Raw genomic sequence first — 12,779 nt, 5'->3', positions numbered from 1 at the left:
CTCAGTCTACGGCGACGGGCAGTGCCATGCCTTCGGCGAAGGACATGACATGACCGCGCGGCGGGGTTGAGGCGTCGCCTTCGGTCCAGTCGCTCAATACCCAGCGGGTACGTTGACCGTGCGGATGCGACCAGCGATGCAGGGCGGGGCGATGGGTGTGACCATGCACCAGAACCGGGCAGTCGTGGGCATCCATGGCCGCATTCACGGCATCAGGATTCACGTCGGCCAGCACGGCCGCACTCTGTTGCTGCTGGGCACTCTGCTGACGCAGCGATTGCGCCAGCGCAATGCGCTCCGGCACGCTGCGCGCCAGCAGCGCGGCCTGCCAGGCCGGCTGGCGGCACTGGGCACGCCATTGCTGATAGGGCACGTCGTCGGTGCACAGCGGGTCGCCATGCGAGAGCAGCACCCGCTGGCCACCGATCTCCACCACGGTGGGATCGGCGAGCAGCGTGGCGCTGCAGCGCTGACTGTAGGTGGGGTGCCCGGGCTGGCCGGGCAGCGGTGAATCGATCAGGAAATCCCGGTTGCCGTGCATCAGGAAGACCTGGCCGCCCTGGCCGGCGAAGTCGTGCAGCAGTGCTGCCAGCCGCTGCGCGGCCGGCCCCACGGCATCGTCGCCGATCCAGTACTCGAAGAGATCCCCCAGCAGGAAGAGCGTGCTGCCCGACGCTGGCGTGGCCTGCAGGCGTGCGGCCAGCTCGGTCAGGAAGCGCTCGACCAGCGCCGGATGGTGATCGTCCAGGTGCATGTCCGAGGCGAACAGCACCCGGTCGGGATTGGGCAGGCTGTGCAGGGCGGCGCCGGACACGGCTTACTTGACCCGCTCGACCGATTCGATGATCACCGGCTCACGCGGCACGTCGGCATGCATGCCGGCGCGGGTGGTCTGCACCTGGGCGATCTTGTCCACGGTCTCCATGCCCTCGATCACCTTGCCGAACACGGCATAGCCGTTGCCGTCCGGCTGCGGGTAGTTCAGGCCGTTGTTGTTGACGGTGTTGATGAAGAACTGGGCGGTGGCAGAGTCAGGCACGCTGGTGCGGGCCATGGCGATGGTGCCGCGGTCGTTCTTGAGGCCGTTGCGCGACTCCAGCGGGATCGGGCTGCGGGTGGGCTTCTGCTGCATCTTCGCGTCGAAACCGCCGCCCTGGATCATGAAGTTGCCGATCACGCGGTGGAAGATCGTGTCCTTGTAGAAGCCGTCGTCGACATACTTCAGGAAGTTCTCGACGGTCTTGGGGGCCTTTTCCGGGTACAGCTCGATCACCATCTCACCCAGCGAGGTCTTCATCCGCACCTTCGGGGCAGCTTCGGCGGCGGCGCCATCGGACGGGCTCGACATCAGCAGGGCGCCGGTGAGCAGGGCCAGTACGGGCGACAGCAGGGAGTGGGGACGGGTGAAACGGATCATGAGGGTGTTGCTCCTGTGAAAAACGGTTTGTCATGAAGGCCGGGTCCGGGCATCAGGCCCGGGGCAGCCGGCGACGTGGACGTCCGTCCGGATGGGCCACGGGATCGTGTGGTCCGGCCCGGCGCGGGACGGATCATTCTGTTGGCGACGACCTGCGGGTTGTCGTGGACTCGCCCGCCGGGGCACGCTTGACGGCCGATTCTGCCGGCCGTGTGACGGAACGGGAAGCCTCGCCCGAAGAACGGTCGGTGGACGGTTCGAGCAGCGTCTCCAGCGCCTTCAGCCGGGTGGCGCGCACGGGGCTGGGGGCCAGCTTCTGGGCATGGCGCCAGCGCTGCGCTGCCAGCTGCAGGTACAGATCGCCCAGATTCTGGTAGGCCACCGCATAGTCCGGAACCGAGCGGATGGCGGCCTCCAGGGCATCGCGGGCGCCTTCCAGGTTGCCCTGGGCTGCCCGGACCACGGCCAGGTTGTTGTAGGGCTCGGGCAGCTCGGGAAACTCCTCGATCAGCCCGTTGAACTCGTGCTCGGCATCGGCCATCCGCTTGAGCTGAAAGAGCGCCAGCCCTTTCAGGAAGCGCAGCCGGGCATCCCCCGGTGCCTCCTGCAGGGCCGCATTGGCCATGGCCAGCGCCCGGGCCGGATCGCGCCGGTTCAGGGCTGCCTGCGCCTGCCGGCGCTGGTTCTCCAGCTCGGCACGGGCATCGGCAGGCTGGCCCCCGCGATTGACCGGCAGGGGATCGGCCAGGCTCGCATCCGCACCATCATTGCCGGAGCCGCTGCCCACCGAGGCGCGCGAGGCCTGGGCCGATGCGGCATCGCCCTGGCTGCTGTCCTGCGTGCTGGTCGTCGCTTCGTCGGCCGTTGTCTCGACCAGGGCGCCGTGCGAGGACAGGATGGCGTTGTCCAGCCGCTCGGTCGATGCGCTGTCGGCCGCGCTTGCCTGGGTGACGGCCAGAATCAGCGCCGGCAGCAGTGCCATTCGCATCAGGGAGGCGGGCAGGGAGGAAACGGTGGGCATGGGCGACGAACGGATGAGACGGAAGGGGTGCAAAGGAAAGGGCAGGCCAGGGCGCGCGGGCATGCACGTGATGTCATGCGCTCTGGAATACCGTTGCAGTGCGGGGTCGATCCACGACTGTCGGTTACACTCTGAGTTTAGTGCGGCATTCTAGAGCGTGCAGCGGGCGGCATGTGCATTTGTCCTTGCAGCCTGGCCGGCGCTTGGGGTGTGCGCCACAGGTGCGGTGGCCACAGGCTTTCCCGGGTCTGTCCCGGACATGGGGCCGCGTGTTCACGGTGCTCTCGTCCGTCGCACCCGCCCTTTCCATCCAATCCATTTTCCGTTCCCTACCGTCGACCCTCCATGGCCCGGACGCTCAAGCTCTACAACTCCCTGACCCGTCGCAAGGAAGACTTCCAGCCCCTCGAAGCGGGGCGGGTGGGGCTGTATGTCTGTGGCATGACGGTCTACGACTACTGCCATATCGGCCATGCACGAATGCTGGTGGCCTTCGACGTGGTGCAGCGCTGGCTGCGTGCGCGTGGCTATCAGGTCACCTACGTGCGCAACATTACCGACATCGACGACAAGATCATCCGTCGTGCCGTCGAGAACGGTGAGACGCTCTCCAGCCTCACCGGCCGCTTCATCGCCGCCATGCACGAGGACGAGGCCGCGCTCGGCATCCAGCGCCCGGACCTGGAACCGCGTGCCACCCAATACGTGCCGCAGATGCTGGATCTGGTGAGCCTGCTGGAAAAGAACGGCTACGCCTACCGCAGTGGCGACGGCGACACCCTTTTCCGGGTCCGGCGCTTTGCCGGCTACGGCCGTCTGGGCGGCAAGTCGCTCGATGACCTGCGCGCCGGCGAGCGCGTGGCCGTGGCCGCCGGCAAGGAAGATCCGTTCGACTTCGTGCTCTGGAAGGCTGCCAAGCCCGAGGAGCCGGCCGAGGCCTGCTGGCAGGGGCCGTTCGGACCGGGGCGCCCGGGCTGGCACCTGGAGTGCTCGGCCATGTCCACCCGGCTGCTGGGCCGGCAGTTCGACATCCACGGCGGCGGGGCCGACCTGCAGTTCCCGCACCACGAGAACGAGATCGCCCAGAGCGATGCCGCCTATTTCCCCGAGGGCGGCAAGAGCTTCGTGCGCTACTGGCTGCACAACGGCTTCGTGCAGGTCGATGGCGAGAAGATGTCCAAGTCGCTGGGCAACTTCTTCACCATCCGCGACGTGCTGAAGAAGTTCGACGGCGAGGTCATCCGCTTCTTCATCGTCCGTTCGCACTACCGCAGCCAGGTCAATTATTCCGATGCCGGGCTCGACGACGCCCGCGAATCGTTGCTGCGTCTCTACAACGCGCTCTCGACCGACTGGCCGGCCGCACAGGCTCAGGTCGAAGGCCAGGCCGGGCAGGGTGCAGCCGTATCGGCCGGGGCAGGCCAGGCTGCCGCTGCCGCCTGCGCCGATGGTGAGGCCGCCCGGGCTGCCGTGGCCGCCATCGACTGGTCCGAGCCGCGCGCCATGCGCTTTGCCGAGGCGATGGACGACGATTTCAACACCCCGGTGGCCGTCTCGGTGCTGTTCGAGCTGGCCACCGATCTCAACCGCACCCGTGATCCCGCCATCGAGCGTCAGCTGCGCGGCCTGGCCGCCGTGCTGGGGCTGCTGGGGCAGGATCCGGTCGCAGTGCGCCGCAACGGATTGCGCGGCGCAGCAGCCCATGAGGGCGATCTCGACGATAATGCGATCCAGGCATTGGTCGACGCCCGATTGGCTGCCCGCAAGGCTCGGAACTTCGCCGAGGCCGACGCCATCCGCCAGCAGCTGGCCGAGGCCGGCATCACCCTTGAAGACGGTCCCGCCGGCACCACCTGGCGGCGTTGAAGGTCGCACCGACATCTATGAAGACAACCTATCTGGATTTTGAACAACCCGTTGCCGAACTCGAGAGCAAGATCGAGCAGCTGCGCTACGTGCAGGGAGAATCGGCCGTCGATATCGCCGAGGAGATCGACCGACTGCGCTCGAAGTGCGATTCCAAGCTGAAGGATCTCTACGACAAGCTCACGCCCTGGCAGACGGCCATGGTGGCCCGACATCCGCAGCGCCCCTACACGCTGGACTACATCCATGCGCTGATGACCGACTTCCACGAGCTGCACGGTGATCGCGCCTTTGCCGACGATCCCGCCATCGTGGGGGGCGTGGCCCGTTTCGATGGTCGCAGCGTTGTCGTCATCGGCCACCAGAAGGGGCGTGACGCCAAGGAGCGCACGCACCGCAACTTCGGCATGCCGCGTCCCGAGGGCTATCGCAAGGCGCTGCGCCTGATGAAGCTGGCCGAGAAGTTCGGCCTGCCCATCATCACCCTCATCGACACCCCGGGAGCCTTCCCCGGCATGGGAGCCGAAGAGCGGGGCCAGTCCGAGGCCATCGGCCGCAACCTGCTGGAAATGGCGGCCCTCGAAGTGCCCATCATCAGCATCGTCATTGGCGAAGGCGGCTCGGGCGGTGCGCTGGCACTGGGCGTGTCCGACATCCTGATGATGCTGCAGTACAGCGTCTACTCCGTCATCTCGCCCGAGGGCTGCGCCGCCATTCTCTGGAAGAGCGCCGACAAGGCCTCCGAGGCAGCCGAGATCATGGGTATCACGGCCTCGCGTCTGAAGGCCCTGGGGCTCATCGACGAAATCATCGACGAGCCGGTCGGCGGTGCCCACCGCGACATGAATGCCATGGTGGCCAAGCTGCGCCCGGCCATTGCCGAGGCCCTGCGCCAGCTCTCCGGCATCCGCCGCGCTGACCTGGTGCGCCAGCGCCAGAGCCGCATTGCCGCCTACGGCAAGTTCAAGGAAGTCACGGCCTGACCCGCCATCGGGCAGACTGCCTGCCATGCCCGGCCGCACCGCGCCCGGGCATGATCCGCCGGATCCACTGACCTGACGATGACCGACGACACGCCCGTGGATGCCTTGCGCCAGTGCCTGCAGCGTGCAGGCCTGGGGCCCGACGACACACTGCTGCTGGCCTGTTCGGGCGGGCGTGACTCGCAGGTGCTGATGCACGCCGTGGCAGCCCTGCGCCCCGTGGTGCGGGCCGCCGTGGCCCATGTCCACCATGGTCTGCAATCCCGCGCCGATGACTGGCTGGTCTTCTGCGCCGCCGAAGCCTCCTCGCTCGGGCTGCCGTTCCTGTCGCGCCGGCTTCGGGTGTCTGCCGGTTTTGGCGCCCTGGGTCTGGAAGCCTGGGCCCGGGCAGGGCGCTACCGCGCCTTGGCCGACATGGCGGCCGAGATCGGCGCCCGGGTGGTGCTGACTGCCCATCACGCCAACGACCAGCTGGAGACCGTCGAGCTGCGCCGCCGCCGGGGCAGCGGCCTGCTGGGCCTGGCCGGCATGCGCGAATCCTCGCCCATGCCCCATGCACCCGCCGGCATGCGTGTGCTGCGCCCCTTCCTGGGACTGTCGCGCCAGCAGCTGGCCGAGTGGGCGCAGGCGCATGGCATCCAGTGGGTGGAAGACCCATCCAACCAGGACACCCGTCTGGCCCGAAACCGGGTGCGCCGCTTCCTGGATCAGCGTCTGCGCGACGACGCGCTCTCGCTGCCCGACGAGCTGGCCTCCATCGGCCTGCTGCAACAGGCGGCCGACCGCCTGCTGGGCCAGGCCGAGGCCGACGTGGCGGCCTGCACCGTGCATCTGGCGTCGCACACTGCAGCGGCCGACTGGCCCATGCTCTCCCGGTCGGCCATGATGGGTCTGGACAGCGTGCGCCGGGCCGAGGCACTGCGCTGGTGGCTGGGGCGGCTGGGCTGCCGCATGCCGTCCCGCCTCAAGCTTTTCGAGATCGAACGTCAGCTGCTGCTGGCCGCGGCCAGCCAGGCTCTTGTCCGCCACGACGGCATCACCCTGCTGCGCTATCGTGACCGCATCGGCGTCATGCCCGAGGTGCTCCCCATCTCGCCGCTGCTGCTGCGCTGGAAGGGCGAGACCTTCGTCGATCTGCCCGCCGGCCGGCTCTACATCGAACAGGCAGGGTCCGGGCAGGCCCTGCCCACGGCTGTGCCGGACACGGTGGATGCCGACTGGCTCAGCCGCACCGAGATCCTCATCGACCAGGGCCGGGGAGGCGAGCGTCTGCGCCTGTCCCCATCCTCGCCCAGCCGCAGCTGGAAGAAGCTGATGCAGGCGCGCGGCATTCCCGCCTGCCTGCGTGCCTGCCTGCCGGTGATCCGCGCGGACGGCCAGCCCATCCATGCGGCGCCGTTCGGACTGCTGGCCGACATGCCGTGCGACGCCCACGCGGCCCACGGCAGCAGCGGTCCCCGCGTGCAGCTTTCCTGGCAGCCGGCTGCAGCCTTGCAGCCCTGGCTGTAGAGGGCAAATCCCCGCTGCAGATGGCGCCTGCGGCGGTCTCTGCTCGCGCGGCTTCCTGTTGCACCGCTTCAGGGCATCGCCGCATCTGCCCGCAGACGTTTGCACGGAAGCGGGGCAAGATCTGCCCGTGGTTGTCGGTTTTGCCTATGAGACTCGTTTACATCAGAAATAACGGACTGCACGCCCCCGCTGTGCATTTTGGCAACTTATAATCATTGCCCCATAGAGAAGGTCGCACCGAGGCACGCCAGACGGGACTCACAAGGGTCGTCTGGCGTCTGCACGACGGGAAACGCCAGCCAGGCGCAGCATCTTCGTTCCTTCACGAATCCCGGAAGCACGGTCCTTGCACCGTCTTCCTCCATCAAGCGGGATCCTCACATCAATGGCGCTCATCGTTCACAAATACGGCGGTACCTCGATGGGGTCGGTCGAACGCATCCAGAACGTGGCCCGGCGGGTTGCCAAATGGCATCGTGCCGGCCACCAGATGGTGGTCGTTCCTTCGGCCATGGCGGGCGAGACCAATCGCCTCATCGACCTGGCCAAGGCCATCCAGGCCGAGCCCGACCGGCGCGAGCTCGACATGCTCGCCTCCACCGGCGAACAGGCTTCCGTGGCCCTGCTGGCCATGGCCCTCAAGAGCCAGGGCGTCGATGCCATCAGCTTCACCGGCTGGCAGGTTCCCATCGTCACCGATGATGCCTACACCAAGGCCCGCATCGAATCCATCGACGACCGTCGCATCCGCGAGAACCTCGAGCAGGGACGGGTGGTCATCATCACTGGCTTCCAGGGCATCAACCGCGAAGGCCACATCACCACGCTGGGCCGCGGCGGTTCCGACACCTCGGCCGTGGCCGTGGCAGCTGCCATCCATGCGGATGAATGCCTGATCTACACCGATGTCGACGGCGTCTACACCACCGACCCGCGCATCGTCTCCGAAGCCCGCCGGCTTGATCGCATCACCTTCGAGGAGATGCTCGAGATGGCCAGCCTGGGCAGCAAGGTCCTGCAGACCCGTTCGGTCGAGTTTGCGGGCAAGTACAAGGTCAAGACCCGGGTGCTCTCCAGCCTCACATCGCCCGACATCCCGCTCGACGAGGAAATGAAATCGGGCACGCTGATCACCTTTGAAGAAGAAATGGATGGAACCAACATGGAGCAAGCCGTCATCTCCGGAATCGCCTTCCAGCGCGACGAAGCCAAGATCACCCTGACCAAGGTGCCGGACGTGCCGGGCATTGCCTCCCGCATCCTGGGGCCGGTGGCGGCCGCCAACATCGATGTCGACATGATCGTGCAGAACCAGGCGGTCAACGGCACCACCGACTTCTCCTTCACCGTCAACCAGAACGACTTCAAGCGCACCATGAAGGTGCTGGAAACCGAAGTGGTGCCCGGTCTGGGCGGCGGTGAGGTCAATGGTGACCCGCTCATCGCCAAGGTTTCCATCGTGGGCCTGGGCATGAAGAGCCATGCCGGTATCGCCGCCCGCATGTTCGAGTGCCTGGCCAAGGAAGGCATCAACATCCGCATGATCTCCACCAGCGAGATCAAGACCTCCGTCGTCATCGAGGACAAGTACCTGGAGCTGGCGGTGCGCGCCCTGCACGCGGCCTTTGGCCTGGAAGGCGAGGCGGTCGAAGAGAAGGTGGTCTGAACGCAACAGCGAAAGGCGTTGTTCAGGCGCGCGGTTTTTTCCCCAAGCGCTTGAAAAATTTCCTTTTCTCTGCCATCATTTCATCTTTACGAAAGTCGCCTGGCGGCTTTCGCTGGAAGTGAAGGGCGCCAGTCAGTGGCCGGGGCCCGGAAACCTTCCCCGGAGACGTGACCGAGAGGCCGAAGGTGCTCCCCTGCTAAGGGAGTGTTTGCTCAAAAAGCGAACCGTGGGTTCGAATCCCACCGTCTCCGCCAGATACCAGCCCGGACGGCGTGACTGCCTTCCGGGCTTTTTTGCGTCCGAGCTGGTACGATCCTGAACGCCGTCCACGGCATGCCAGTCCGCCCTGTCCCGGGGCTGGCCATTGCCCCTCTGTGCTTCCCAGGAACGAGACACACCATGCCTACCGACATCGAGATCGCTCAGAACGCCCGCCTGGAGCGCATCGGCCATATCGCCGCCAAGGCCGGCATCCCTGACGACGCCCTGGAGCCTTATGGCCACTACAAGGCCAAGGTCTCGCTGGACTGGCTCGATGGCCTGCCGGAGAAACCGGACAGCAGACTGGTGCTGGTCACCGCCATCAGCCCCACGCCAGCCGGCGAGGGCAAGACCACCCTCACGGTCGGTCTGGGGGATGCCCTCAACCGCATCGGCCGAAAGACGATGATCTGCCTGCGCGAACCGTCAATGGGGCCGGTCTTCGGCATCAAGGGCGGCGCGGCGGGCGGCGGTCACGCCCAGGTCGTGCCCATGGAGGACATCAACCTTCACTTCACCGGCGACTTCGCTGCCATCGGCCAGGCCCATAACCTGCTGGCGGCCGCCATCGACAACCACATCCACCACGGCAACGAACTGGACATCGATCCCACCCGCATCCACTGGAAGCGGGTGATGGACATGAACGACCGGGCCCTGCGCAGCACCATCGTGGGCCTGGGCGGCCACGTGAACGGCCAGCCTCGCGAAGACGGCTTCGACATCGTGGTGGCCAGCGAGGTCATGGCCATCTTCTGCCTGGCCACGTCGCTCATGGACCTGCGCGAGCGGCTGGGCGAGATCGTCTTCGGCCTGGACCGCCAGGGCCAGCCTCTGCGTGCACGGCAGCTGCAGGTCCACGGCGCCATGGCCGTGCTGCTGCGCGATGCCATCAAGCCCAACCTGGTGCAGACCCTGGAAAACAACCCGGCGCTGCTGCATGGCGGACCCTTTGCCAACATCGCCCATGGCTGCAGCTCGGTCATCGCCACCCGGGCGGGCCTGAAGCTGGCCGACTACGTCGTCACCGAAGCCGGCTTCGGCGCCGACCTGGGCGCCGAGAAGTTCCTCGACATCAAGTGCCGCAAGGCCGGCCTCTGGCCCGATGCCTGCGTCATCGTCGCCACCGTGCGTGCCCTCAAGTACAACGGCGGCGTTCCCGTGAAGGAACTGGGCACCGAGAACCTGGCCGCGCTGGAAAAAGGCATGGCCAACCTCGAACGCCACGTCGACAACATCACCGGCCGCTTCGGCCTGCCCGCTGTCGTGGCCATCAACCGCTTCGATGCCGATACCGAGGCCGAACTCGACCTCATCCGCCGTGCCATGCGCGCCCGTGGCGTGGACGTGGTGCTGGCCGAACACTGGGCCAAGGGCAGTGCCGGCGCCGAGACGCTGGCCCACGAAGTGGTACGGCTGGCCGAACAGGGCAAGGGTGCATCGGCAGCCCGCACGGCTCCCAATCCCCTCTATCCGGACGACATGCCCCTCTGGGACAAGCTCCGGACCATCGCCACCCGCATCTATGGCGCGGCCGACATCAGCGCGCCCGCCAAGGTGCGCCGCCAGATCGAGGACTGGCAGGCACAGGGCTACGGCCATTACCCTGTCTGCGTGGCCAAGACAGCCGCCAGCTTCTCCACCGATCCCACGGCGCTGGGCGCACCCAGCGGTCACGTCGTCAACGTGCGCGAAGTGCGCCTCTCGGCCGGGGCCGGCTTCATCGTCATGATCTGCGGCGACCTGATGACCATGCCTGGTCTGCCCAAGGTTCCCTCCGCCCAGCGCATCGACATCGGTCCGGACGGCAAGGTGGTGGGGCTGTTCTGATCATTCCCCTGCCAGCGCCCGCACCGGGTCCAGTCGGGCCGCCTGGCGCGCCGGCATGAACCCGAAGATCATGCCCGTGGCCACGGCGCAGCCGAAGGCCATGGCGGCAGCCAGCGGTGAGAAGGCCATCGGGATGCCCAGCGCCTTCAGTCCCAGGCCGACCAGCAGCCCGCCGCTCACACCCACCGTGCCGCCGAGGCCTGTCAGCAGCATCGCTTCCACCAGGAACTGACGCAGGATGTCGGCCTGCCGGGCGCCGGTGGCGATGCGGATGCCGATCTCGCCGGTGCGCTCGCGCACCGTCATCAGCATCACGTTCATCACGCCGATGCCGCCCACCAGCAGCGAGATCGCGGCGATCAGCCCCAGCATCAGCGTCAGCGTCCGGTTGGCCTGCGCCAGCTGCTGTACCGCCTGCGCCTGGTTCAGGATGTTGAAGTCCTTGCGGCCATGGCGGGCCGTCAGCGTCTTCACGATGGCGGCTTCGGTCTCGGCGGCATGCCGCATGTCGCGGATGACCACGTTGATGCGGCTCAGTTCCATGCTGCCGACCAGCCGCACCGCCGCTGCGCCCACCGGCACGATCACCTGGTTGTTGACATCATCCTCCGGGAAGGGGGCAGGTTTGGGCGCCATTACCCCAATCACCCGGAACGGCACGTTGCCCACCAGAATCTCCTGGCCCACTGCCTGGCCGTGGGCGCCGAACAGCGCCTCGCGCACCCGCTCGCCCAGCAGCACCACCTTGCGCAGATCGTGCTCGTCTTCCGTCTCCAGCAGCGTGCCTTGGCTGACCGGCCAGTTAAGCGCCTGCGCGAAGTGCCGGGTGGTGGCGCTCAGATTGGTGCGCAGCGTCCGGTTGCCATGACGCACGATGATGCCGTTCTGGTCGATGACAGGCGAAGCCTGCTCCACGTTCGGCACCTGCTGCACGGCCGCCACATCGGCCATCGACAGCGGTCGGGCCTGCTGGGTATCGGACAGCCATTCCCGGAAGATGTAGATCGTGCGCAGCCCGAAGGTCTGCATCTCGGCCAGTACCTTCTCCTGCGAGCCCTGGCCCACGGCCAGCATCACGATGACCGACGCCACGCCGATGATGATGCCCAGCAGCGTGAGCCCGGTGCGCAGCCGGTTCAGCCGCATCACCCGCCAGGCCGAGCGCAGGATCTCCGGCAGATCCGCCAGCAGCGGCAGCCGGCCCCGTCCGCGCAGCACGGGCAGGTCTTGCGCAGGATGCCCAGCTGGCGCAGGTTCTCGACCGCGCCCGCGCAGCGGGGGCAGGTCGGCAGGGGCTTCTGTCGGTGCGTCTGCCGGCACCTCTGCCGGTGCCTCGGCGCACGGCGCGCCGTCCTTGCGTACCGGCGCATCGGCATGTTGGACCGACGCATCGGCATGCCGGACCGGCAGGCTGTCGTTGGCCACAGCCCGGCCGGTTTCCGGCAGCGGATGCACCTTCCCGTCGACGGGCGCCGTCACATCCCTCACGATCCGGCCGTCAGCCATCGAGATGATGCGCCGTGCCCGGGCCGCCACGGCCGGATCGTGGGTGATCAGGATCAGCGTGTGGCCGGCAGCTGCCAGTTCGTCCAGCTGCTGCATCACCTGCTCGCCGCTTGTCGAATCCAGCGCTCCGGTCGGCTCGTCGGCCAGGATCACCTGCCCGCCGTTGACCAGTGCCCGGGCAATCGACACCCGCTGCTGCTGGCCGCCCGAGAGCTGGTGGGGCAGGTACTGCAAACGGTCCACCAGGCCCAGTCGTGAGAGAAGGGCGGCCGCGCGCTTGTGCCGCGCCTGCTCGCCCACCCCCGCATAGCGGGCCGGCATCGCCACGTTGTCCAGTGCCGAGGATGTGCCGATCAGGTGGTAGCCCTGGAAGACGAAGCCGAACACCTCGCGCCGCAGCGCGGCCAGCGCATCGTCGTCCAGCCCCGAGACCGCCTCGCCCTGGAACAGGTACTCGCCGCTGCTGGGCCGGTCCAGGCAGCCCAGGATGTTCATCAGCGTCGTCTTGCCCGAGCCCGACGCGCCGACGATGGCCACGTACTCGCCCGCCTGGATCCGAAGGTCAATGCCGTGCAGGATCTCCACCTCCGGCACCCCGTCACGCCCCCCGAAACGCTTGCGCACCTCACGCAGCTCGATCAGCACCGGTGCCGCCATGGCCGCCTCCCTTCCCACGTCCCGCCTTTCATGTCCTGCCTCCCACGCACCGGAGCATCCGGG

Annotated in this window: 9 protein-coding genes and 1 tRNA gene; 6 read left to right on the top strand and 4 right to left on the bottom strand. The window is 67.4% G+C overall.

The window, feature by feature from the left end; genetic code table 11:
• Position 1: 1 nt before the first annotated feature.
• The 3 genes from EL249_RS10345 to EL249_RS10335 form a co-directional block, all read right to left on the bottom strand.
• The gene (locus EL249_RS10345; protein WP_005672572.1) at positions 2 to 814 is read right to left on the bottom strand and encodes a UDP-2,3-diacylglucosamine diphosphatase; all 813 of its coding nucleotides are present in this window, start codon (positions 812 to 814) and stop codon (positions 2 to 4) included.
• Between the two features lie 3 nt (positions 815 to 817).
• Positions 818 to 1,417 (bottom strand): peptidylprolyl isomerase, encoded by a 600-nt coding sequence (locus tag EL249_RS10340; protein WP_005672573.1) that lies wholly within the window; start codon positions 1,415 to 1,417, stop codon positions 818 to 820.
• A gap of 133 nt (positions 1,418 to 1,550) precedes the next feature.
• A complete protein-coding gene (locus EL249_RS10335; protein WP_005672574.1) occupies positions 1,551 to 2,438 on the bottom strand; it encodes a tetratricopeptide repeat protein in 888 nt (295 codons plus the stop codon).
• A gap of 345 nt (positions 2,439 to 2,783) precedes the next feature.
• On the opposite strand from EL249_RS10335, the gene cysS reads away from it, so the two are divergent.
• The 6 genes from cysS (at position 2,784) to EL249_RS10305 (ending at position 10,553) form a co-directional block, all read left to right on the top strand.
• Positions 2,784 to 4,304 carry a cysteine--tRNA ligase gene (cysS, locus tag EL249_RS10330; protein ID WP_005672575.1) on the top strand — a complete coding sequence of 507 codons (1,521 nt, stop codon included), beginning with the start codon at positions 2,784 to 2,786 and terminating at the stop codon, positions 4,302 to 4,304.
• A 17-nt stretch (positions 4,305 to 4,321) separates the two neighbouring features.
• Positions 4,322 to 5,287 (top strand): acetyl-CoA carboxylase carboxyltransferase subunit alpha, encoded by a 966-nt coding sequence (locus EL249_RS10325; RefSeq protein WP_005672576.1) that lies wholly within the window; start codon positions 4,322 to 4,324, stop codon positions 5,285 to 5,287.
• Positions 5,288 to 5,365: 78 nt separating this feature from the next.
• Entirely contained in the window at positions 5,366 to 6,796 is a 1,431-nt protein-coding gene (gene tilS, locus EL249_RS10320; protein ID WP_005672577.1) for a tRNA lysidine(34) synthetase TilS, read from the top strand.
• A 385-nt stretch (positions 6,797 to 7,181) separates the two neighbouring features.
• Positions 7,182 to 8,462, top strand: coding sequence for an aspartate kinase (locus EL249_RS10315; RefSeq protein WP_005672578.1), 1,281 nt, complete (start codon positions 7,182 to 7,184; stop codon positions 8,460 to 8,462).
• 161 nt (positions 8,463 to 8,623) lie between these two features.
• Positions 8,624 to 8,716 (top strand) — tRNA-Ser (locus EL249_RS10310).
• A gap of 145 nt (positions 8,717 to 8,861) precedes the next feature.
• Entirely contained in the window at positions 8,862 to 10,553 is a 1,692-nt protein-coding gene (locus tag EL249_RS10305) for a formate--tetrahydrofolate ligase (RefSeq protein ID WP_005672580.1), read from the top strand.
• On the opposite strand, the gene EL249_RS13755 is transcribed toward EL249_RS10305, so the two are convergent.
• Positions 10,554 to 12,716, bottom strand: coding sequence for a MacB family efflux pump subunit (locus tag EL249_RS13755; RefSeq protein ID WP_040529671.1), 2,163 nt, complete (start codon positions 12,714 to 12,716; stop codon positions 10,554 to 10,556).
• Positions 12,717 to 12,779 lie beyond the last annotated feature (63 nt).

Source organism: Lautropia mirabilis (assembly GCF_900637555.1).
In the GTDB taxonomy this organism is placed as follows: Bacteria; Pseudomonadota; Gammaproteobacteria; order Burkholderiales; family Burkholderiaceae_E; genus Lautropia; species Lautropia mirabilis.
Note: the sequence above shows the minus strand (reverse complement) of the source record. Positions and strands in the feature narration are given on the sequence as shown.